General features: G+C 58.5%; 18 protein-coding genes. 4 read left to right on the top strand and 14 right to left on the bottom strand.

The genetic code is table 11. The features are described 5' to 3' along the window. Positions 1-1,683, bottom strand: a complete 1,683-nt coding sequence (locus ACSW29_RS07955) for an Hsp70 family protein (RefSeq protein WP_448276995.1) — start codon at positions 1,681-1,683, stop codon at positions 1-3. 149 nt (positions 1,684-1,832) lie between these two features. Further along, a complete protein-coding gene (locus tag ACSW29_RS07950; RefSeq protein WP_317828198.1) occupies positions 1,833-3,152 on the bottom strand; it encodes a UDP-glucose dehydrogenase family protein in 1,320 nt (439 codons plus the stop codon). Between the two features lie 108 nt (positions 3,153-3,260). Between ACSW29_RS07950 and ACSW29_RS07945 the strand changes: the two genes are divergently transcribed. Continuing rightward, positions 3,261-3,785, top strand: coding sequence for an arsenate reductase/protein-tyrosine-phosphatase family protein (locus ACSW29_RS07945; RefSeq protein WP_317828199.1), 525 nt, complete (start codon positions 3,261-3,263; stop codon positions 3,783-3,785). Between the two features lie 169 nt (positions 3,786-3,954). Here ACSW29_RS07945 and ACSW29_RS07940 read toward each other — a convergent pair whose 3' ends face one another. The 11 genes from ACSW29_RS07940 to ACSW29_RS07890 all read right to left on the bottom strand — a co-directional run bounded on the left by ACSW29_RS07940 (position 3,955) and on the right by ACSW29_RS07890 (position 17,094). Then, positions 3,955-5,397, bottom strand: a complete 1,443-nt coding sequence (locus ACSW29_RS07940; RefSeq protein ID WP_317828200.1) for a polysaccharide biosynthesis tyrosine autokinase — start codon at positions 5,395-5,397, stop codon at positions 3,955-3,957. Between the two features lie 696 nt (positions 5,398-6,093). Next, entirely contained in the window at positions 6,094-7,419 is a 1,326-nt protein-coding gene (locus ACSW29_RS07935; RefSeq protein ID WP_230816377.1) for a UDP-glucose dehydrogenase family protein, read from the bottom strand. 52 nt (positions 7,420-7,471) lie between these two features. Next, a complete protein-coding gene (locus tag ACSW29_RS07930) occupies positions 7,472-8,440 on the bottom strand; it encodes a GDP-L-fucose synthase family protein (RefSeq protein WP_317828201.1) in 969 nt (322 codons plus the stop codon). After that, positions 8,437-9,468, bottom strand: coding sequence for a GDP-mannose 4,6-dehydratase (gene gmd, locus ACSW29_RS07925; RefSeq protein ID WP_317828202.1), 1,032 nt, complete (start codon positions 9,466-9,468; stop codon positions 8,437-8,439). Before gmd ends, ACSW29_RS07930 begins: the two co-directional genes overlap by 4 nt. Before the next feature lie 100 nt (positions 9,469-9,568). Further along, positions 9,569-10,633 carry a polysaccharide pyruvyl transferase family protein gene (locus tag ACSW29_RS07920; RefSeq protein ID WP_448276994.1) on the bottom strand — a complete coding sequence of 355 codons (1,065 nt, stop codon included), beginning with the start codon at positions 10,631-10,633 and terminating at the stop codon, positions 9,569-9,571. Further along, positions 10,626-11,837 (bottom strand): lipopolysaccharide biosynthesis protein, encoded by a 1,212-nt coding sequence (locus tag ACSW29_RS07915; protein WP_317828204.1) that lies wholly within the window; start codon positions 11,835-11,837, stop codon positions 10,626-10,628. The genes ACSW29_RS07920 and ACSW29_RS07915 overlap by 8 nt, the downstream gene beginning before the upstream one ends. Positions 11,838-11,907: 70 nt before the next feature. Next, positions 11,908-12,447, bottom strand: a complete 540-nt coding sequence (locus ACSW29_RS07910) for a DapH/DapD/GlmU-related protein (RefSeq protein WP_448276993.1) — start codon at positions 12,445-12,447, stop codon at positions 11,908-11,910. Next, positions 12,444-13,724: a WcaI family glycosyltransferase gene (locus ACSW29_RS07905; protein ID WP_448276992.1), complete on the bottom strand. Its 1,281-nt coding sequence runs from the start codon at positions 13,722-13,724 to the stop codon at positions 12,444-12,446. Before ACSW29_RS07905 ends, ACSW29_RS07910 begins: the two co-directional genes overlap by 4 nt. Before the next feature lie 26 nt (positions 13,725-13,750). Then, positions 13,751-14,023, bottom strand: coding sequence for a DapH/DapD/GlmU-related protein (locus tag ACSW29_RS07900; RefSeq protein WP_448277418.1), 273 nt, complete (start codon positions 14,021-14,023; stop codon positions 13,751-13,753). Between the two features lie 281 nt (positions 14,024-14,304). After that, positions 14,305-15,480: a glycosyltransferase gene (locus ACSW29_RS07895; RefSeq protein ID WP_448276991.1), complete on the bottom strand. Its 1,176-nt coding sequence runs from the start codon at positions 15,478-15,480 to the stop codon at positions 14,305-14,307. A gap of 93 nt (positions 15,481-15,573) precedes the next feature. Further along, positions 15,574-17,094, bottom strand: coding sequence for a sugar transferase (locus ACSW29_RS07890; protein ID WP_374228080.1), 1,521 nt, complete (start codon positions 17,092-17,094; stop codon positions 15,574-15,576). Between the two features lie 856 nt (positions 17,095-17,950). Here ACSW29_RS07890 and ACSW29_RS07885 point away from each other — a divergent pair. Together ACSW29_RS07885 and ACSW29_RS07880 are read left to right on the top strand one after the other, a co-directional pair. Next, positions 17,951-19,417 carry a hypothetical protein gene (locus ACSW29_RS07885; protein WP_448276990.1) on the top strand — a complete coding sequence of 489 codons (1,467 nt, stop codon included), beginning with the start codon at positions 17,951-17,953 and terminating at the stop codon, positions 19,415-19,417. Then, positions 19,411-20,862 carry a glycosyltransferase gene (locus ACSW29_RS07880; RefSeq protein ID WP_230816386.1) on the top strand — a complete coding sequence of 484 codons (1,452 nt, stop codon included), beginning with the start codon at positions 19,411-19,413 and terminating at the stop codon, positions 20,860-20,862. Before ACSW29_RS07885 ends, ACSW29_RS07880 begins: the two co-directional genes overlap by 7 nt. A 2-nt stretch (positions 20,863-20,864) precedes the next feature. On the opposite strand, the gene ACSW29_RS07875 is transcribed toward ACSW29_RS07880, so the two are convergent. Then, a complete protein-coding gene (locus tag ACSW29_RS07875) occupies positions 20,865-22,040 on the bottom strand; it encodes an O-antigen ligase family protein (protein WP_448276989.1) in 1,176 nt (391 codons plus the stop codon). Positions 22,041-22,388: 348 nt separating this feature from the next. Here ACSW29_RS07875 and ACSW29_RS07870 point away from each other — a divergent pair, with 348 nt between their 5' ends. Next, a complete protein-coding gene (locus tag ACSW29_RS07870; protein ID WP_448276988.1) occupies positions 22,389-22,742 on the top strand; it encodes a helix-turn-helix domain-containing protein in 354 nt (117 codons plus the stop codon). Positions 22,743-22,826: the final 84 nt, after the last annotated feature.

Here is a 22,826-nt window from a genome sequence, read left to right as displayed (position 1 = left end):
TCAGAGTCCAGGAATCGGAGGAAGAACCGGCAACAGAATCGGCGGAAGCCCGGGAATGTAGATCGCGGGCGGCGGAGGCGCAGGCGCGGGCGCGGGTGCGGGCGGCACGTAGGTGTCCTGCACAACCGGCGGTGCCTCGACGACGGGTGGGGCTTCCTCAGTCGCAGTCGGAGGCGGAGTCGTTGTGGACGGCGGCGGCGTAGTCGTGGTCGTCGGGGCCGGCGTGGTCACCTCGGTTGCCACAGGTCCAGCTTCCTCGGAGTCTCCGAAGACCTTTCCTCCATAGCCCAACCCCAACCCGACGATGACGACTGCCGCGATCACACCGGCGCCGAGGCCTGCAAAACGCAGTGGATTCCTCGGTTCGGTGGACGTGGATTCCACAGTCTGGGTTCCGGAGAGCCACGACGGGTGTGCGGTTCCCGCTCCGACTCCCTCGTCTTCGCGCACTGCCGAGTACGCCTGGGCGTCAACCATCACGGCCTCGGTATCGGCGTCCCGTTCGGCCCCGAACCCGTCCGTGGACGGTTCACCGTCTGCGACGACAAAATCTGCACTCTGGTCGAATCGTTGCTCGTGCCGGTTCGGTCGCGGCTGCGGCAGTTCCGCAGCGTACGGACTCGAGATCTGTTCCTGCGGAACAGACTTCGCCTCGACAGCAACCTCAGGCACAGATTTCGGTCGTCCCGATTCGGGGAGCGTCGCGACTCCCCCATGGCTGAACGCCTGCACCGGGAGGGGCACCTCTGCCGGTGTGTGAATCGGATAAGGTGCGAAGATCGGCGCCATCGCGGGGACCTGAACCGGCGCGGCGACAGGGCGTGACGACGGCGCCATGGACAACTCCGCGATCAGCGCAGCGCCTTGCGCTGTCACCAGTTCAGGCTGCTCGGGCGCGATGACGGGGCAATCCAGCCACGCCGCGAGAATCGCTCGCACAATCGGGATGCGCGCGCCGCCGCCGATAAGGACAATCGCGTCCGGGTTACGGCCGGACGTTGCGATAACCTCTCGTATCTCTCGCGCGAAAGCCTCCACCGACGTGACGACCAATGAATCGAAAACTTCCCGCGACAACAAGAGAAGTCCACCGGGTCCGGGCAGGCACACCGCGCTCCGTGTGGACAGCTGTTCCTTGGCAAGTCGGCATCGCGACTGCAGTTCGGAGTCGCCGCCCGGGTCGGCCGGCGTCGCAATTCGGCGACGCACGGTCTGATCGGAGTAGACGAGGTCGTCGAAGTGGTCTCCACTGACCCGAGTCGACCGAGCGGTCACCACGGTCGATCTCGTATGCCTGTCCACAACACTGATCGTCGATCCCGAACTACCCATGTCGACGACGACGAGCGTGCTCTGATCGGTCAATGCGCCGGGTTCCTCGAGCATCCGAAGCGTCGCTGGTACTTCGGGAACCAGCTCGAAGTTGTCGATGCCTTTCTTTTCGAACGCGGACTGGAGTGCACCGGCTTGCGCTTGATCGCGGTAGACGACGACCGTATGGCTGCTGAGTTCGGCGTTCTCGGACAACGCCACTCGGGTCGCTTCTGCAGCGATGTCCTCCGGGACGTCTTGCCCCCGATCAACCGATCTCGATCGAAACACCGGACCGCTGTGGTCGGGCGTCCCCGGGCGCGCCAAACGCACAGCGCTGGCTCCCACCGTCACGCCCAAAACCAAGTTCATGATCCACCTTCGTCGACCGATGACGGGTCTTGTCAGCAGACCCCGTCATTCCCCGGCCGGAAGTCTACCCACTAGGGATGGGCTACGAGGTTCGCGCATCGCATCCCACGCCCAATCGCAGCTACTATTTCGCTACCTGGACGTTCGACCTACCGACCTAAGCCGCGATAGTTCCAACCGGCAGCACGCCAGAGTTCCGGATCGAGGCAATTTCTGGCGTCGACGATCACGCGTCGACGAACGAGGGGTTCCAGATCGGCAGGCTTCAGTGAGGCAAACTCGTCCCATTCGGTCGCGATCAAAACGACATCGGCATTCATGCAAGCGTCTGACGTGGAGGTTGCGTAGTGCAGGGTGGGAAACAGTCGGCGAGAATTGTCCATCGCCTTCGGATCGAAGACGGTAACTGCCGCCCCGTGCAGCTGCATCATTCCCGCAACGTTCAGCGCAGGCGAATCGCGCACATCGTCGGATTCAGGCTTGAATGCGGCCCCGAGCACCGACACGTTAGCTCCCAGCAAACCACCATCGCAGGCTGCCGTCACCAGTTCCACTGCTTTTGTACGTCGTCGCATGTTGATGCTGTCGACCTCACGAAGGAAGTACAGCGCTTGGTCTACGCCCAACTCTCCGGCGCGTGCCATGAAAGCCCGAATGTCCTTCGGCAGGCAACCACCGCCGAACCCCAACCCGGCATTCAGAAACCGCCTGCCGATCCGAGCGTCGTACCCGAGAGCGTCGGCCAAAATCGTGACATCGGCACCGGTGGCCTCACACACCTCCGCAATCGCGTTGATGAAGGACACCTTGGTCGCGAGAAACGCATTCGCAGACCCCTTGACCAACTCGGATGTCGCCAGATCGGTCACGAGGAACGGCACCCCCACACCTAACATCTCGGCGTACACCTCACGAAGAACACCTTCGGCATTTCCCGGTCGATCACGATCAACCCCCAGAACCAACCGATCAGGGCTCAGGGTGTCCGCGATGGCGTGCCCCTCACGCAGAAACTCCGGATTCCAGGCCACCTCGACGGCGCCACCCGCGGGCGCAGTGGCCCGCAGTCGCTCGCCGAGAGCCGCAGCCGTGCCCACCGGAACGGTCGACTTGCCGACGATCAGCGAAGGCCGTCGAAGGAACGGCGCCAACATGTCGATCACCGAATGAACGTGACTCAGATCCGCGGCGTACTCCCCCTTCTTCTGCGGAGTCCCCACCCCGACAAAATGGATGTCGGCAAAATCCGCGGCGTCGGCATAGGACGTCGTGAACCGGAGCCGACCCGACTCCAGATTCTTCTCGAGCATTTCGGTCAGACCCGGCTCGAAGAACGGGACCTCCCCCCGAGACAACTTGTCGACCTTGGACTGGTCGATGTCGACGCCCAACACGTCGTGACCCAGTTCGGCCATACACACTGCGTGGGTCGCCCCCAGGTATCCCGTTCCGAACACGGTCATTTTCATGTGTTGTTGGTATGCGCCCGAACTTTCCGACACACGTACGCCAGGTGGGCGCGAAACCAACATCGGGCGTACGACGAGTGCGTCGCGCCTGCGACCTATGCTTCTGCCATGCACGTTCTCTTTGTCTGTACGGGAAACATCTGCCGATCACCTACCGGTGAACGCCTCGCGCGTGCCTACGCCGCCGAAGCCGGGGCCACCGGATTCACCGCTTCGAGTGCCGGCACCCGGGCGATGGTCGGACACCCGATCGAGCCGACTGCGGCACGGGTGCTCGCGGGTCTCGGCGGCGACCCCGGAAATTTTCAAGCCCGCCGACTGACGACGGCGCTGGCTGCGGATGCAGATCTCATTCTCACTATGACCGAAGGTCACCGGGACAAAGTCCTGGCGATGGCTCCAACGCGACTGAAGCGCACCTTCACCCTTCGAGAGGCCGCACGGTTGGCCTCGCTCGCGGACGCCGGCAGTGTTGACGATCTCGCCGCCGCCAGACCGCGTTTTCGTGCCACCGAGCCCGAGGACGTCACGGATCCGATGGGCAAGGAAGAGAGCCTCTTTCACGAGATCGGACTTCAGATCGCCGATCTCGTGGGCCCGCTGCTCAGCCGACTTCGCTTCGGTGAGGGCTGAGCGACGTCACCGCGATCAACTGTGGTCGGGATCTGCTTTCTCGGCAGTGTGTGAAGTCCACACATCCGGGGCTAGCAGAACCGCTGCAAAGCTAACGGGCCCCCGAGCAATGCTCGGGGGCCCATTAGCGCGGACGCGGGTGAAACCAAAAGGTCAGTACTGGATCCGATCAGTTGACTGTCGACGGAGCCCGCACTGCACTGGCACCGGCGCTGGCCGAATTTCCCAGAGGTACGTCAGCGACAACAGGATCGGAGTCGTAGTAGTACTTGTACTCGTAAACCCCGCGACCGTTCAGTGGGGTCATCGTTATGACAGTGCCAAGAACCGTCGCACCCACGCTGTGGAGGTTGCCCACCGCCCTGCTCAACTGTTCCCTCTTCGTCGAACCATGACGAGCAATGACGAGTGCGCCGTCAGCCAGAGCAGACAGAACTGCAGCATCCGTAACCGGAAGCAACGGCGAGGCGTCGATGATGACGTAGTCGAACCTTCTGCGTAGATCAGCGAAAACTGCCTGGGCAGTGTCAGTCCCCAGCAATTCGCTCGGGTTCGGAGGAATCGGACCCGAGGCAAGAACTGTCAGGTCCGCATTGCTCGTAACCTGAAGCACGTCGTCCAGATCTGCTTGCCCGGCCAGGACCGAACTGAGCCCGACGCTTCCGATCAGTCCGAGGTACTTCGACACCCGCGGCTTACGCAGGTCACCTTCAACGAGACATACCTTCTTGCCCGCCTCGGCCAGCACGAGTGCGATGTTGACGGCGGTCGTGGTCTTACCCTCCGACGGAAGCGAACTCGTGACGACGATGACACTCGGGGGGCGATCCACTGCCAGGAACTGCAAATTGGTACGTAGTTCACGGTATGCCTCGGCACTGGCGGAGTTGCCTTCGTGGAAGTTGATCGCTTGATGAACTTCACGTTCCTTGTCGAACGGAATTGTTCCCACCATCGCCGCACCAACGATGTCCTCGACTGTCTTTCGTTCTTTGACAGTGTTGTCCAAGCGGTCACGCACCACCGCTAACCCGATCCCCAACAGAAGCCCGATCGCGGCGCCCAGTGCCACGTTCCGCGACGTCTTCGGCGAGACCGGTTCCGCCGGAGTTTGTGCTCGCTGCTCCACAACGACGCGCGCCGGCGCCGTGCCCCCGTTGGCCGGTGTACCCAGATCTTTGACCATGACGACAAATTCGTCCGACAGCGCATTTGCAATTTCTCGAGCCAGGTCAGGCGACGCATCTTTCACGCTCAAGTCGAGAAGTACTGTCTCCGGTGCCGATGTGGCGGTCACCTTCGATGAAATCTCCGCAGCAGATAGCCCGCCGAGCCGATCCGGCCCGACTGAATCGATAGTCCTCTGTGCCAGCGTCTCGCCGGTAAGGAGCTTCGCGTAGGAAGTGACCAACTGCTGCGAGAGTTGGTTGCCTTGATAAGCCTCGTTCACGGTTGTTCCGGTAGAGGTCGACACGAACAGGCGCGTGGAAGCCTGGTAGATCGGCGTGGCAATCAACGAGGCGCCCAATGCACCCAAGATCACGACTACAGTGACGACAGCGATTATCTTCCACCGTGCCTGCAGAATCTTCAGGTAGTCCCGTACATCCATCGTCGAATCTCCTTCGGCTCGAACACGAATCACGTCTTCGAGTAGTAATCGACAGCCGCTTGTCGAGCCGCTGCACTCAATCCAGGCTGAACGAGGCAGCCAATCTTCTATCGCAAACACATAGTGTGATTTCGTGTCCGGAACGAGCAGGTTCGCGTTCGCACATGGCACGTCATGACGCAGCCGATACATGAAGGCGTAGCGACGGGCTCGAGGTAGTGGACATCAGGGCCCTCTCCCACGTTTCCAGTTCCGGCCTTGCTTGCCGAGACCGCCCTGCGGCTACCCCAGCGCATGCATTCAGTCCGAATTGGGAGCAAATACTACGAACAGCTGGACTGAACTCTACTGTGTCATTAACCTTTTCACCACCGCAACAACAATTCGGCGCAGCTGTGCAGCAACATTCGATCCCGCCGTCCGAGCGAGGATCACCCACGGCCAATTGGCGACGAGGACCAAAGTCCATCCAGATGCATTCACGGATCACTGGGCCGAAAGCTGCTGCACACCAGCAGAACAAGGCACTATTCCACACCGCGACACCATCGGCGGGACGAGACCGCCGCGCCGCGCCGCCGCAGCGAATCTGTTGACGGACCTTGGTCCCGAGCTTTGGCGAATCCACCCGAAGGCGGATTCGCACCAGGCGCAGACCACTGACGGTTGCGACGATTTACGGCTGGTTTCAAAGATTTACGGCCTTCCGAGCCCTCGATAGGTCCACCCGGCGTCGCGCCAGGTGCTCGGTTCCAGGCAATTTCGCCCGTCAATGATCACCTTCTTGCGCACGATCGTTTCGAGGTCCGACGGCAGCAATTTTCGAAATTCGGTCCATTCGGTCAGGACCAAGACGACGTCAGCCCCTGCACACGCTTCAAGTGCGCTCGACGTATAGGTGAGAGTGGGGAACAAAGCCTTCGAATTTCCCATTGCCTTTGGGTCGTAGACATTGACGGCAGCGCCTTGCAGCTGAATCTGACCCGCGACGTTGAGAGCCGGCGAGTCACGAACGTCGTCGGAGTCAGGTTTGAACGCGGCACCGAGAACCGCCACACGGGCTCCGAGCAGCGAGCCACACGCTTCACGGGCCAGTTCGACCATCCGTGTACGACGGCGCATGTTGATATTGTCGACTTCACGCAGGAAGGTCAGTGCTTGATCTGCTCCAAGTTCACCCGCGCGTGCCATGAAAGCACGGATGTCCTTCGGTAAACAGCCACCACCGAAACCGATCCCGGCATTGAGGAATCGCCGGCCTATTCTCTCGTCGTGACCGATGGCATCGGCAAGTACCGTGACATCTGCACCCGAGGCCTCGCACACCTCCGAGATCGCATTGATGAACGAGATCTTGGTCGCCAGAAAGGCATTGGCTGATGCTTTGACCAACTCCGAAGTGGCAAGGTCGGTGACGACAAAGGGAATACCTTCGTTCAAGAGCTGCTCGTACACTTCACGTGCAACCGATTCTGCACGTCCAGGTCGATTGCGGTCTACCCCTAGTACAAGCCGGTCCGGGTGAAGCGTGTCCTTCACCGCGTAGCCTTCCCGGAGGAACTCCGGGTTCCACGCCACCTCGACATCTCGTCCTGCAGGCGCCAGCTCACGCGCCCGCGCACCCAATCGCTCGGCAGTACCCACGGGCACAGTCGATTTCCCGAAAATGACAGCCGGCCTGGTCAAGAGCGGTGCGAGGGTCTCGATCACCGAATCGACAAAACGCATGTCGGCCGCGAACTCCCCCTTCTTCTGAGGCGTACCCACACCGAGGAAATGGATGTCCGCGAACTCTGCAGCCTCCTCGTAGGAAGACGTGAACCGAAGACGTCCCGCGGCTATGTTGCGGCGCAACACTTCCTCGAGCCCTGGCTCGTAGAAAGGAACCTCCCCAGCTTCGAGCATAGCGAGCTTGTTCGGATCGACATCGACCCCGAGAACCTCGTGACCCAACTCGGCCATGCATGCTGCGTGTGTCGCCCCCAGATAGCCGGTGCCGAATACCGCAATACGAGAAGTCATAACGATGTCTGCCTGTCGAAGTCGGGTTTACGTCGAATAATCCTGTAGTACTTCATGTCCTGATCGAATCGACGTTCTGTCGATACCACTCCACGGTCGATGCGATCCCCTCAGACAAGTCAATCCTGGGCTGCCAACCCAAATCTCGAAGCTTCCCGATGTCGAGCAGCTTCCGCGGCGTTCCATCAGGTTTCGTGTGGTCCCATTCGATCTCGCCGCCGAACCCGACCTCGTCCGCCACGATCGCGGAGATCTCCGCGATGCTCTGGTCCTCGCCTGTACCCACGTTGACGTGCTCAACTCCGTCATAGTGGTCGAGCAGATGAAGGCAGGCATCCGCCATGTCGTCGACATGGAGAAACTCACGCCGTGGGGTCCCGCTGCCCCAGTTCACAACTGATGCCGCTCCCTCACGGCGCGCGTCGTCGAAGCGCCTGATGAGTGCCGGCAGCACATGAGAGCCCTTGGTAGAGAAGTTGTCACCGGGACCGTAGAGATTGGTCGGCATCGCGGAAATCCACGGACGCCCGAACTGCTTGCGAACAGCCTGCACCTGCAGGATTCCGGCGATCTTTGCGATCGCATACGCATCGTTGGTCGACTCCAAGTGACCGGTCAGCAGATACTCTTCGCGAATCGGTTGAGGAGCGAACTTCGGGTAGATGCAGGATGACCCGAGGAATAGCAGGCGCTCGACATCGAACTCGGCCGCCGCATCCATCACGTTCACCTGAATGCGAAGGTTATCGGAGATGAAGTCCACCGGCAGTGTGCTGTTCGCCAAGATCCCGCCCACTTTGGCTGCCGCGAGAACCACGTTCTTCGGCCTCTCCTCGGCGAAGAAGTCGAATACTGCACCGCGGTCGCGAAGATCGAGCTCGGAAGACGTGCGACCGACAAGGCGATCGAAACCGTCGGCTTCCAAACGGCGCCATATCGCTGAACCGACGAGCCCACGATGGCCCGCGACGAACACACTCTCGCTCCGATCGAGCGGCCGCTGCACGTAACCTCCTGTCATCGAGCGTGCTCCCAATCCACCAAGTTCGGACGATCGATCCAAGGCTTGCCCTCACATGTCAACGCCTCGATGTCCGCGTCGACCATGATTCGAGCCAGTTCGGGGGTATGCACTGTCGCTTTCCAACCGAGCTTCTGCTCGGCCTTTCCGGCGTCCCCGATCAACGCATCGACTTCCGTCGGACGGAGATAGCGCTCGTCGAAGCGCACATGATCTTCCCAGTTCAGGCCGGCATGCTCGAAGGCCACCGTCAGGAAGTCCTTGACCGAATAGTTGCCGCCAGTCGCGAGAACATAATCGTCCGGTTCGTCAGCCTGAAGCATCCTCCACATTCCCTCTACGTACTCCGGCGCGTATCCCCAGTCACGAATTGCATCGAGATTGCCCATGTACAAATTACTTTCAAGGCCAGCTTTGATTCGAGCGACTGCTCGCGTGATCTTGCGGGTCACGAACGTCTCACCACGGCGGGGGGATTCGTGGTTGAACAGAATTCCATTCACGGCAAAGATCCCGTATGCCTCACGATAGTTCTTCGTGATCCAATACGAATAGACCTTCGCAGCGCCGTACGGCGACCGAGGGTAGAAGGGGGTCTGCTCGTCCTGCGGAGGTGGTGTTGCACCGAACATCTCGGAGCTGGACGCCTGGTAGAACCTGCATTCGAGCCCTGCCATTCGAACAGCTTCGAGCAACCTGATCGACCCGATTCCCGTCGTGTCGCCGGTATGTTCAGGCTCGTCGAAGCTCACCCGTACGTGGGACTGCGCCGCGAGGTTGTAGACCTCGTCCGGCCGTATCTGTGCGAGAAGGGTGACCAAACGCGCCCCGTCGCTGAGATCTCCGTAATGGAGGAACAGCTTTGCATCCGGGGTGTGGGGATCTACATACATATGATCGATGCGAGATGTATTGAACGTGGACGACCTACGAATAAGTCCGTGGACCTCGTATCCCTTGCTCAACAACAGCTCGGCCAGGTAGGAACCGTCTTGGCCTGTAATTCCGGTAATCAGTGCGCGTTTCACTTGAAACCCCGTCCTCGAAGCAGATACTCGTCTGCGGATAGTCATCGGCCGAATTGTGTTGTGTGGGAGTACCGACCCCACAACCAGAACTGAGAAACCCTCACGGCATTACTGCCTCCTTGATCCGCGATCTCAAATCCTCCAGTTCCGCGGCAGCGGAATCCATTCCGTGGAAGATTCGGGCAGATTCGTCGTGCCCGAGATTCAAGCTGCCACCCGTCGAGTCGTCCATCCACAATGCCTGCGGCGCGAGTACCGGTTCCAGCGAATCCCTCAGCTTCGGTACCGAACTGCTGCCCGACATCACCGGTATCGATCCACCGCGAGCGCTCAGGATCAAAACATGGAGTCGGTCACTGATGGTCACAGCCGCGCGCTCGTACAGGGCACGGAGAGTGAACTCCTGTTGCCGATGGGTCACGTCATCGTCCCACCCCACGTAGGGAATTCCGAGCGTCGCAGCAACTTCACGGTTGTGGTTGTCGTCCTCGGCAACCTGGCAACAGGCCATCAGATCCAAACCATTTGCCGACACCTGATTGTGGATCGACCGAAGGTTCGCGTAGTTCACCGGTCGGTCATGCCGAAGCGAAAGCAAGGCTATTTCTCGGGCCGCAGATCCTTGGCCCGCCGACTTCGCTACGCCAGATGCGCTGCCCCGGAACGCGAGATCGGGATAGAACCGGCTCTTACCTCGCAGATATTCGCACGTCCGTTTATCACGTGCCGCGTAGACGTCGGCGACGCCGACGAGAATCTTCTCGGGTATTGCCGCGACGGAGCTTCGCACCTCGATCGATCGCCCCAAAACGAGGATTCGTGTACCGAATATGCGAAGCACCGCAAAGACTGTCACCAGTAACGAGTGTTTAACGACGCTCGCGACCGAAGCTCCCAGAACTGCAGGCCCTGGCGCCATGACGATCACTGCCCGCTTGCGGCGCACCGTATCGGCCAATACTGCTCGCCAGAAACGAAAGCCCGAGTTCATGACCTCGTCGGTTGGTTCCCAATCGAAGGCATCGACGTACTCCGCGCTCATACTGCCCGAAAAAACTACGGGGCTCAATCCCAGGCCGCGCATGTAATCGACTGCTGTTCGGCGTATCTCGATGTCTCCCAGATTCCCCTGGGCTGCCGCAATACTCATGAAGAACCTACGCATGGGGATCCCTCCTCATTGCAACGACAACGACGCAGGTCAGGAATACGGTTTGAAGTACGTAGCTGAGCGAGAGCGACCATCCAGCTCCGAGCGCCCCGTAACAGGGAGCCGCCACCACGATTCCGACTAGGCAGATCAACGTGCTCAAAACAGTTATGTAGGAGACAACTTCAACTCTGCCCGTGCCTTGCAGAATTGCGTTCAACTGCGACGAGATCGCTGCGAAGATCAAACTGAAGCAGACGACCTGCATTACCGGTACCGCGTCTACATATGCAGCGCCCAATACCGGTGGCACGACTACAGGTATGACTGCCGCGATCACACCGAAGATCACCGCGCTGGCAAGACACACATACATCGCGGGTCGCAGAATGCTCTGGGTGATTCGCCCAGTCGTCGAGCGCGCCGCTGCAGGCATGAGAACTGCCGCAAATGAAGTGGGAATCAGCCGCAGCGGAGTGGTGATACGACTCGTCACGCCGTAGATTCCGGAGACTGCCGGGGATGTCACGAGTCCAACCAGCAGTACGTCGAAGTTACGCGTCTGAGTGGCAACGGAATTCAACCAGAAGTGCGATGACTTACGAAGAATCGACGTATACGATCGCCTCGATCTGATACGAGTGATTACCGGTCCGAGCCGAATGGCCACGAAGACAGCGATCATCGAGGAGAACGCGAGACCCACTGAATACCAGAACACTGCATCGACACCCGAGAGCCAAGCGGCCGCGACGAAGACGAGGGCAAGTGCTCGTCGAAGGAGCAATGATACGGCGTTCTGCCAGGTATCCCCGTCAGCGAGTGGTAGCGAAAGCAGCGTCTCGACGTAATTGTCCAGGACAACCCACACTGCCAATGGCACAACGAACCAAAGCCTCGGCTCGAACGCCGAGGCCACAGCCGCGATCATTACCAGCAACGCCCCAACGGCCAGATTGGCGCGGCGCGAGAACTCCAAAGTCGAAGCTATGAGAGGTTCCTGGTCACCCAACGCACGGATTCGAACCAGAAATGGGGTGAAGCCGAAGTTCAGAACGGTTTGAAGCACCAGTCCGACGCCATAAGCCGCAGCGAAGATTCCAAAGCCGGACGGCCCGGAGATGCGAGCGAGGAGAACCATGCTCAGTGCCTGAATCAACGCGCCGACAAGACGTCCGCCGGCGATTCCGGTGAACTGCACCACCAGGGGGTTCGTCATCACCTTCACGTGGCACCAACCAAGTGGTGGAACGACTGTACGACTCCAGCGCAAAGCGGCCGTGTGCTTCTCATGCTCGTCCGATCACCGCGACCGGGGCACGGACAATTGCACTCGCCGGAACATCCGATATGACAAGGCAATTCGCGCCAATCACCGAGTGGTCACCAATCGACGTACCACGGAGGACGGTGGATCTGGCCGCAATCCATACGCCATCGCCGATGACGATCGGTCCATTGTCGAACTCGAAAGTCCGTGATTTCCTGCTATGACTGCCCGAGCACAGGAAAACGTCCTGCGAGACGCAACTGTTCGACCCGATGCTCACCGGTTCGAGATTGAGGATCCACGCTCCCTCACCCACCCAGGTGTTGTCGCCGATCGAGAGCTTCCACGGCCAATGGATCTTCACGTTGTGCCGTATCAGGACTGCTTCACCGATCTGAGCGCCGAACAGTCTGAGAATGGCGACCCTCATGCGTGCCGGCACGAACCAAGCCCGAAAGAGCGGTGCCACCGCGAGCCAGGCGATCTGCACTGACGCCGGACGTCCCTTGTCATATCCTGCCCCGGTGAATTCGCCGAGGGAGATCTGTGGATGGGTCACCGCGCTCGGGCTTCCGTCAGTCGAGTCGGCGAACTCGCTCGGTTGACAAGTCGGTCGAACAGTTCGCCGAACGCGATAGTGGCAGAACCGGGGGACAGTACTTCGTGCACGTACTCCCTCCCGTTTCGCGCGAGTTGCTCCGAACGGGCGGGGTCAGCCACCAACATCTCGATTTCACGAACCAATGCCTCCGGATTGCCGGCGTCGACGCGCACTCCCGCCCCTGACAGGGCGATCTCTTCGCCTGACGCACTGTCCGCAGACGTAGCCGCGACGACTGGCACTCCTGAGGCGAAATACGAAGTGAGTTTGCTCGGAACAGCCATACTGCGAAGATCGGCCAACTCGTTGAGAAGTAGCGCATCCGCTGCACGTAGCACGTCGGTGAAGGTTTCGCTGCCAACAGGATCCATGAATTCGATCCCCGCGCATCCCTTGGACAACTCTTCGAGATGGGCTCGCTGATTCCCGTCTCCCATCAGCACGAATTTGATATCGGACTGCCGTGCATCGAGCAAACGCGCGGCGTCCACCACGTTTTCGAGCCCTTGCTTTGCACCCATGTTTCCGGCGTGCAGAACTATCTTCTGGTCCGGCTCCCATCCCAATCGTCTTCGCGAATCCTCTCGGGCGCAAGCAGACTGGGTGAGGTCGAGGTGGGTCCAGTTCCTGATAACCGTGATGCTGCTCGAATCGACGCCGAGGTTCTCCTGGGCATGCTTCGCGAACCGCGGATGGATCACGACAACCTGATCGGACTTTCGCAAGATCCAAGACTCGACTCGATCGACGAGAGACGACAATCCACCGCTTAGTTGGCCGGTCTCGGAAGCGCCCAGTCCGTAGAAGTCCTGAACCCACAGCACCACGGGTGTGCGCGACCGAAAGAGCCTGGTCCTGATGACAAAGGCCGCTGAGGACAAAAGTGTTGGGCTTACACACAGAACGAGGTCTGCCCGGTGGAAAAGAGTCGCCCAGGACGCCCGCAGGGCGAAGCTTGCCTCCATCAGGATTCTTCGCAGGAAACTGGGATTCCGAGGGATGTAGTGACGGAGTCTGTGCACTGTCAGATTCTCTGACTTCTCGACCGAAGACAGTCCCGAGAAACCATCCATCTTTTTCCAGAATGGATAGTGCGGATACCCCGTCACCATCCTGACGTCAGCACCAGCATCCGCTATCGCATTTACCAAGCCCTCAGTGTAAGGAGCGATACCGGTTGGCTCAGGGGAATAGTTGATTCCCACGATCAGGATTTTGTTTCCCCGATTATCCATCGTGCTCATTTCCCTTTTCAGCTCACTCAGGACGACAGTCCGTGCACAGCTTGCAGGTGTGCACTTCTCTGCGAATCACTCTCGAATCTTTCGCCGACTTTCCGTGCGGGAACTCCGACATTCACAGAGAAACTCTCGACGTCACTCGTCACGACCGAACCTGCTCCGATCACGGCACCGTCGCCTATCGTCACACCGCTCAATATCACCGAACAAGCGCCTATCCATACATCTGTTCCAATTTCGACAGAATCACGAGCGCCAGGCTCTCGGTCCCCCACCCACGTCGACGCGAGCATCGGAATACCCACTTCGTCGATCGCGTGGTCTTCACGCCCTACGATGTAGACATTCATTCCGATCATGACATGGGATCCGATCGAACCGTCTACCTGGATAACAGTCCGAGGCCCGACGCTGACATTATCGCCGATATTCAATCCGTGAGGCGCACTGATGATTGCCCCACGGCCGGCGTTGAAGTCACGTCCTACTGAAACATTGCCGTTCGATATTGCCAGCCCGTTCATGAATCCTCGAAGGGCTCGCCTAACCCCTGACGGGAGGCGGGATCGGTTACTCATCGTGCGACCATCTCCTTGGGCCATCCGTCTTTGTCGAATTCAACGACCTGCCCTCTCAACGCGGCAGAGATACCCGATGCCATCGACTCAGCGGAATAGAGTTCTCCAACCTTCGTTGATATTTCCCTTGCCGATACGGGATTGGAGTCCAGATACAGAAAGTAATCGCGTAGTGCCACGGCCAGCGATTCCTCGGTTGTCGGCGAGTAACTCTGCATCGGACCGACTACGGCAAGCTCGATCTCAGGGGCGTGCGGGGCATCCTCGGGATACAGCATCGGAACTCCGAATCCCAGGCTCTGAGTGACACTCAATCCGACGTATCCTGGAGAGACCGACATGATTGATCGTGCGTAGATTTCGGCAAGCTCGACGGGGCTTTCGATACGTCCGTGTAGAACAACGGATTCTTCGAGACCGAAATCTGAAATTTGCTTCTCTATCGTTTCCGTAGCATTTCCGAAACCTACGATTTCCAAGACGGCACCCTTGTCTTTGAGGCCCGATCGATGGAAAGCCGGAATCAATTGATCCACGTTCTTCTCGGCAACCAATCGACCGACATAGACTATTGATTTGCGTGATTCAGTGGCGTTCTCGACGTTGATATGAGCGCGCTTGTACAAAGAATTCGGCGCTACCCACACTGGCTGGTCCGGTATCTCGCGCCTGGCCGGGACTACGCTGGCGTATCCGTAGAGAATAGTTCCCTGAGACAACCGGCGCATCGTCCGTCGAAGAAAAGCCGTCTTCGATGAAGACCCTTCTCTGGGATGAAGGTGACCCCAAACCAAAGTACGGCGTCGCATAATTCGCCGAAGGGCTAGAATACCCCACGCCGTGAGACTCCGAGGGTTCAAATCCAGAATGGTCACAGAAGCAGAAAGTGGATTTCTCCAGGAGCCAACCTGAAGAAGAACCCTGCCACCGAAGATTCCGATCCGTCGAACTCGCTCATAGAAATCCTTGTCGATACCAGTTCGAACCGTAGGATCCAGTCCGTAGTCCGAGGCAAGAATGCGGAGATTGCCATTTTCCATCTCGCGCAACACTTCGATGCACGGATTCCGATACGTTGGAATTACCGCCAAGTACATCGAATATTTCGACGATGACATCGAAACGGTTCCCCCAAAGTTCTCATCGAGTATGACCGATTGGCCAGTGTGCATTGCGCAATTCCCTCTACATCGGATCCCAGGCTGCATTCACCGGGAATAGCGAATCGGATTCGCGATTTGAATACAAAAGAATGACAGAACCGATCAGTAAGCGCCGTCACTTGCCATTACGGCTTTGAGCGTTTTCACGACGATCATGACGTCCCCAACCATCGACCAGTTGTCGACATAGGACAGATCCAGTCGAACAGTTTCTTCCCACGAAAGATCCGAGCGCCCACTCACCTGCCACAAACCGGTGATCCCTGGTTTGACCAGCAGTCTCCTTTTCACGGCCCCGTCGTACGCCTCTACCTCACGCCTCAACGGCGGCCTGGGACCAACCACACTCATCTCGCGACGGAGCACGTTGACGAACTGGGGCAACTCGTCTATTGAAAACTTTCGAATGACGCGTCCTACCTTGGTAACCCGAGGATCGTCACGCATCTTGAACAGAACGCCGGCGCCCTCGTTGTCCGACAGGAGACTGTCGACCTGCGCGTCGGCATTTTGAACCATAGATCGGAACTTCAGCATCGGGAAAGGAACCCCGTCCAATCCCATTCGCTCTGACCGATAGAGCACAGGACCCCGACTGGTGAACTTAACTGCCAACGCCGTCGCGATCAACACCGGACTGATCAGGATGAGAATGACAGACGCGAAGACGACGTCGAATGCCGTCTTGGCGAACCGTTGCGCACCGTGGTAGCGCGGACGTTCGACGTGAATCAGTGGAAGACCGGCCACCGGCCGCATCGAAAGCCGGGGACCGGAAACGTCCAGGATTCCAGGTGCCACAACAAGATCAACGTCCTTGCACTCCAGATCCCAGGCCAGTTTCCGCATACCGTCGTACCCGAGGTGTTCCGTCGCAGTGACCGCCACAGCATCGGCACCGACCAAGTCGAGCGCGTCAGTCACGTCGTGCTCGTCCCCGAGGACCGGTATTTCGTTGCCGTCGACGACTATGACTCTGTCCCGACGACCTAGTTGACTCGGTTGGCAAACGCCCACTACCCGATAACCGTCGCCGGGAGCTCGTTCGAAGGTTTGGGCCAGTTTCTTGACTGCAACGGGGCTTCCTACAACCAACACGGATGTCTGGAAGTCGCCTCGAGACCGCTTCCGCGCGATGACCTTTCGCCAGATCCAGCGGCTTGCCATCAGCGCCGTCAGCCCAACCGGGAATGCAAAGGCCAGATAGAGTCGCGCGATGTCCAACTGCAGCAGAAGACTGACAATCGCAATGAGTCCGAAGAGGCGAACTGTCGCTACGAAAATTCGCCTGTACTCTTCGGGGCCGCTGCCGATCACACGGATCGATCGAGTGCGGAAGATGCCCAGAGACGATAACCACATTGCCGCCAACGCAATTGACACACCGGTGTAACTCAGTTGCCCGAGGATGCCGGAGCTCACCGCACGGCCGTCCCCGCCGAACCGTAGCCACTGAGCCAGGAAAACTGTCCCCACGATGATCACCGAGTCGCCCAGGAACAGTCTCCTGCGGTATGCCGTTTCCCATTCCCGCCGTGAAGTCGATCCGCGGCGGAGGTCGGGCACTGCACGGGGAAGCGTGTGCTTGTTCTTGCCCAGCGTGGACACGTCGAGCGCCGTCACGTGATCAGTCCCTTCCTCATTCGTGGAATCCGTGCGTCATTGAATTCGTACGTCGTTGACAGGTGTTGAGCGTGATTCGTCAGATCGAGCAATACGCTGAAACAGCAAATCGCTCGCTTCGATCCGTTAAGTGCAATTCCTCGAGAATCGGAACGCTCTCACGCTCCGAGTGGATTACATTTCAGCACTGTCTGCGCGCAGGATCAAACGCAAAGTCGCCCCAGTTCAGGCCCGTAGCCGCGCACGCCCCCGCGCATTCCAATCTGACCGCAGCGCAACCGCTTTGCGACTTGCCTCTCGGGCGCTGCTCGATCGGAACAACGGGGCGAAAGATCGATTCAGAAGCAACTTTCGCGTTACTTCGTCGAAAGTGCAGCAAACAGAAGGACCTTACTCGCCAGTAGGCGGTTGCCACAGCGCACCGCCTCAACGATACCGCCTGAATAGAGGATCATTTCCATCGGTAACCGACGCAATGACTTTCGCCGACAGAAGGTGCCTGCGCTGTTGGGGACCTACGTCCCCGGCAGGGATCTTGGTCCCTACTGCCGATTCGATGTGCAATTCGAAGGCGAATAGCCATACAGCCCTTGCTGATACAGGTAGCGCCCCCGAAACAAGATCAGGTCGTCTGTCCAGTTCACGACAAACCGACCGCTGAAATGAATTTTTCATTCGTCTCACTATGTGAGATTTCTACCCGGCTTCAGCCGTCCACATCGGGGTGTTAGGAATTCGCACCTTGTAACCGATCACGTAAGGTCGACAAAAGTCGGGTTCGTTGACACATGCTCACGCCGGCCGACACGTCCGGCGCTGCCCGAGTAGACGACCAGTTCGAATAGGACTACATATCTTGAAGATTCGCGACCTACGCACGCAGTCGGGAATTATCCCCCGCCTCACTGTCCGCTGGCTGATGATTGCAGCCGCGACAATCTTTGCTTTCTGGCCTACCTGGACCAATTTGTGGAGGAGCACTGCGAGTGGCACCGCCATCGGATACGTTTTCGTCCTCCCCCTGCTGTGCCTGATAGCTGCCGTCGGAACAGATTTACGACGAGGCCCGGACCTCCCGATCCATGATCGTGAGACGGACAAGATTGTCGGCGGTATCGGCTTACTGGTGTCGCTGGGGTTGCAGGCACTCCTCATGCCACGTTTTGCCGAGAACTACGAATTGATGCATATCGATGTAATCGCGGCTTGGGTATTTGTCTGGAGCGCAGCGGTTCTCATGTTCGGGTTACGTCCAGTGAATCGTTACTGGGCAGTATGGGTTGTCCCGATCCTTCTGGCTCCGCTCATCTACCGCACGTTGGCGACTGAACTCGGCGGCACACGCTTCGACTACAGCATCATCATGGTGCTGGTCGCTTCGGCCGCCACGACGATCGCCGTCAGTCGAACGTGGAAGAGGGGATTCGCCGGGTTCGTCGGCTCGTCCGTCTTGGGTGCAGGCTTGGTCTACTACCTCTCCCGTCAGTACCCGACTGCGCCGTTGTTCAGCATCCAGCTGCTACCGGCATTAGGTAGCGCATTGCTGGTAGGCGGGTTCTTCTACCTGTACGAGCGACGCGGAAAGTCTTGGAAGCCGTTCGAGCGTCCGCTCCGGAATCCTTCGACGTCAACCAGTAACTGGACGATCCTGGTGGTGTTCGCCGCAGCGATTGTGATGTTCTTTACGCCAGTGCCCACCGCACAGAACGTTCCGGTCTCGGTAGGGCCGCCTGCGACATCCGACCCACGACTCGTCGTCCCCGCTGGTTGGCGTGAAATCTCGACCAACGAATACGACTGGCCGAGAAAGTACTTCGGTTCCACTTCGGCACTCACTCGCCAGTCGATTCGTGCCGACACACCCAACCCTGCATGGGACAGCCAGATGCGCCCACGCACCGTCCAAATGGACGTTGTTCAAGTGCGTCGCCCATCCACTTTGGCTGTCTATCCGAGCAACACAACCTATGATCTCCAGAATGCACGTGTCAGCCCGCCGGTACGAGTCGAGTTGAGCCGCGGGGTGGTCGCAGAAATGTACACCGTTGTCGACGACTCCCTCCTCCTCACCTGGAGCAACCTCAATTTCGTGTGGACACGTGGCGACGGTGCCGCACAGCGCGTCACACTCTTGACAGTGGACAATCATGAACCGAATGCCTTGTTCCCCGAACCGAAACCATCGATGGCGTCGAATGGAAGCAACACCTTGGCCGTTCTACTCAGAGGCCGGATATCGACGGTGGACAGTGAATCTCAGTACAAGGACCTCGGTATGCTCCAGTCACTCGGAAGGCTTGTCGTGGAGGCACAGAAGTGGTAATTCCCAATCTCTCGGTTGAGGACGAAAGCTCCGAGCAATTCAAACGAGCCGCACTCCACGACGCTGTGAACGGACTGCGTGAGCGCAAACCGATTTCATCGGCATCAGTTGCGTTCTATCCATGGCAGCGCAACATCCTGCTCGCGATTCTCGCGATCACAATCGCGTGTCTTGTCTTCTTCCTGACTCCCACGCTCATCGTTCTCACATTGGTGTGCACGCTCGGGTACGTGTGGGCGATGGTGGATCGACTTGTGTTGTTCACACGAGGTTTGGATGCTTCCTCGATCGTGACGATCAGCGATCAAGAGGCAAGCGCACTTTCGGATGAAGATCTCCCGCACTACACAATCCTTGTTCCGGCGTACAACGAACCGGAAGTAGTCGGGGACCTGATTTCCGCCATGCGCGCGATCGACTACCCCTCGGCCAAATTGCAAGTGCTGTTGCTCCTCGAAGAGGATGACGCTGTCACGATCGACGCTGCAACTGCCGCCGGAGTCGATGAAGTGGTGAGCATCTTGAAGGTCCCCGCTGCAGATCCACGTACCAAACCCAAAGCCTGCAACTACGGATTGCACTTCTCAACCGGCGAGATAATCACCATCTATGACGCCGAAGACTCTCCGGATCCTCTTCAGTTACGCCGCGTAATAGCGACTTTCGCGAAGCTTCCAGCGAATACTGCGTGTGTGCAGGCGAAACTAGCGTTTCACAATGGAACTCAGAATCTATTGACTGCATGGTTTACGGCCGACTACGCACTCTGGTTCAATTTCATCCTCCCGGGACTGATGCGGAGTCAATCACCAATTCCTTTGGGAGGCACGTCCAATCATCTTCGCCGAAGTGTGCTCGACGAGATCGGCGCCTGGGATCCCTTCAACGTCACCGAGGATGCAGACCTCGGAGTCCGCATCGCCGAGAGCGGTTACCGGACCGCAGTTCTGAACTCGACGACGCTGGAAGAGGCCAACAGCGACACGATCAACTGGATCCGCCAACGCTCACGCTGGTACAAAGGTTACCTGCAGACTTGGTTGGTTCATATGCGTCAACCGTTGAAACTGTGGCGCGGACTCGGCACGGTCGGATTTCTACGCTTCACCATCTTGATGGCGGGGACGCCCATTGTGGCGACACTGAACATGGCGTTCTGGCTGATCAGTCTGGGTTGGATCCTCGGCCAACCCGAGGTCATCCACGACGTGTTTCCCAACTACGTCTATTTTCCCGCCCTCGTGTCACTCGTGTTCGGTAACGCCGCAGTCCTTTACATGAACTTGGTGGCATGCCGAGAGACGCGAAATCCTATGCTGCTGATAGCTTGCCTGACCGCTCCGCTTTACTGGGTATTGATGAGCATCGCAGCCATCAAAGGCACATATCAGTTGATACGCAACCCGTCTTACTGGGAGAAGACCTTCCATGGCTTGAACACGTAACCTCAATTCCCGATCAATACTTGTGGCGCGGGTTGAGCTTTGGAGCTTGCGGTCCGATCACTCTCCGTCGACAAACATGCAAAGGCGAGAACGACTGGTAGCCAGTAATAGGCCTGCTCGAAGAACGCCGATGTCAGAGCGAATGTCATCATCGAGACCAGCACGCCGGCCGCGGCAGCGTTCTTGCCGGACTTCATCGATCTGAACGCGACCAGTGCCGTCGCGCAGATGATCAGTGCCACGGCAAGGGCAAGCACCACCCCGCCTTGGTACCAGGATCGTAGGAAAACATTGTGAACGACTGTGACATTGTCGAACGAGGCAGCATTCGCCGAGTTCAAACCGACTCCGGACAGCGGATGCGCACGAATCGCGTCCCACGCGAATCCGTAAGTGTCGTTGCGGATCTCGAGCGTGCTGACAGCCTTGGTCTGGCCGGTGACCTGGAGGTATCGATCGGCCGGCGTCTCCAGGTGCTTACCGAACTCGGTGTAGGTGATTGCGATCCAGAAAAGAATGGCGGCACCGACAAAACTCTTCGCGATGGTGGTGATCTTCACTCGCGAAGAAATCGCCACGACGATCAATCCGATCGCGCAGGCCGACAACGAACTCAAACTACCGGTCGCCAGCAGTCCCACCGCGTTCACGATCGAGATCAGCACCAGAACGAGCCGATTCTCTGCCTTTCGCACCGCAGCCCCCAGGCAGAGAATCAATGCAAGTGAGGACATGATTCCCAGAACGTTCGGATGACCTGCCAGCCCTGGAGCACGACCGTTCACAACACCGAATCCGAAGACAGATGAACCAGCCAGTTGGATGGCGGCGACCAGAGCAGAAACCGATTGGCTTGCGATGAACGCAATACAGACACGCCTGACAAAAGCCGGATCACGCTGGACATTGGCGACCATCACAAATATCCCGAGCCCGAGAACAATGAAAAGTTGGACTCCAACATAGAGATTTCCGGTGACATCACTGCCACGCGTCGCCGTTACCGTCGCGACGAGGGCTGCGTAGCCGGCCATCAACCAGATGCTGACAAACTGCGGCCGAGCGACTCGCCCCAGCGCTACTGAGGCCACGATGACCACAAGCACCGCCATCGCCCATAGCTGTGTGACGGTGCCGGGCAACGAGCGGTATATCGGAACTACGATCGCAATCGCCATCCAAATGACGGTGGTCGGCGAAAATGGAACTCTGGCTGTTCGCCTTGCCGTCGGAGCGACACCATCACGAAGGCCTTCAAGTCTGACCTGACTCGGCGTTGTCATTGAGTTCCTGCTTCCGACAATCGAATTTTTTGCATTTCACCCTCAATTTCACCCTTCACCAACGGCCGACTGAATAATCCCCGCTCAGAGAAGAAGTCAGTCCCCGTCAGCGCCGTCGCGTAACTGCAAATAAGCGAATCGCCGGCGAAAAACTTTGCCACGACATGACAGATATCCAAATGTCCTCGACTTGTAGCCGAAAGGAAGTGGCATATACCTCTCGGCTCAGGCAATATGACCGCTATGAGTGGTTTCTCCGCATGGGTCGAGCATCAACTGGAACTTCGCTCGTTCAGCGACATCCAGGAAGCTGCGCGTGCGCTGAAGATTCGACCTTCCGAACTGAGTCGATGGCTTTCGGCCAAGCGCCCTCCCACGCAGGACACGATGCGGACGGCATGTCAGGTCTTCGGTGCTCCGATTACAGAGGTGCTCGTAGCCGCCGGTTATCTGACTCCCGAAGAAGCGCGGCCGGGAACGACCCCACCGTCGGTTCTGAATTCGATCGCGACGCAAGCCCTGGTGGACGAACTCGCCCGCCGCGGTATCGATCAACACAGCGGTATCGATCAACACAGCGGTATCGATCAACACTGAGCTGCCAGAATCGCATCTAGCTTGGAGCAGGAGTTGATCGCGAGTGTGCCCGAATGAGCCCGGGCTACCGACGTTCACATGCAC

Source organism: Rhodococcus sp. GB-02, from assembly GCF_053470465.1.
Note: the sequence above shows the minus strand (reverse complement) of the source record. Positions and strands in the feature narration are given on the sequence as shown.

Coding starts and splice junctions, on each gene's coding strand:
- ACSW29_RS07945 (WP_317828199.1), top strand. CDS start 3,261: ATGCACGTTCTCTTTGTCTGTACGGGAAACATCTGCCGATCACCTACC.
- ACSW29_RS07895 (WP_448276991.1), bottom strand. CDS start 15,480: ATGCACACTGGCCAATCGGTCATACTCGATGAGAACTTTGGGGGAACC.
- ACSW29_RS07915 (WP_317828204.1), bottom strand. CDS start 11,837: ATGACGAACCCCCTGGTGGTGCAGTTCACCGGAATCGCCGGCGGACGT.
- ACSW29_RS07900 (WP_448277418.1), bottom strand. CDS start 14,023: ATGCTCGCGTCGACGTGGGTGGGGGACCGAGAGCCTGGCGCTCGTGAT.
- ACSW29_RS07930 (WP_317828201.1), bottom strand. CDS start 8,440: ATGACAGGAGGTTACGTGCAGCGGCCGCTCGATCGGAGCGAGAGTGTG.
- ACSW29_RS07875 (WP_448276989.1), bottom strand. CDS start 22,040: ATGGCGATTGCGATCGTAGTTCCGATATACCGCTCGTTGCCCGGCACC.
- ACSW29_RS07940 (WP_317828200.1), bottom strand. CDS start 5,397: ATGGATGTACGGGACTACCTGAAGATTCTGCAGGCACGGTGGAAGATA.
- ACSW29_RS07920 (WP_448276994.1), bottom strand. CDS start 10,633: ATGCGTAGGTTCTTCATGAGTATTGCGGCAGCCCAGGGGAATCTGGGA.
- ACSW29_RS07905 (WP_448276992.1), bottom strand. CDS start 13,724: ATGGATAATCGGGGAAACAAAATCCTGATCGTGGGAATCAACTATTCC.
- ACSW29_RS07955 (WP_448276995.1), bottom strand. CDS start 1,683: ATGAACTTGGTTTTGGGCGTGACGGTGGGAGCCAGCGCTGTGCGTTTG.
- ACSW29_RS07935 (WP_230816377.1), bottom strand. CDS start 7,419: ATGACTTCTCGTATTGCGGTATTCGGCACCGGCTATCTGGGGGCGACA.
- ACSW29_RS07870 (WP_448276988.1), top strand. CDS start 22,389: ATGAGTGGTTTCTCCGCATGGGTCGAGCATCAACTGGAACTTCGCTCG.
- ACSW29_RS07950 (WP_317828198.1), bottom strand. CDS start 3,152: ATGAAAATGACCGTGTTCGGAACGGGATACCTGGGGGCGACCCACGCA.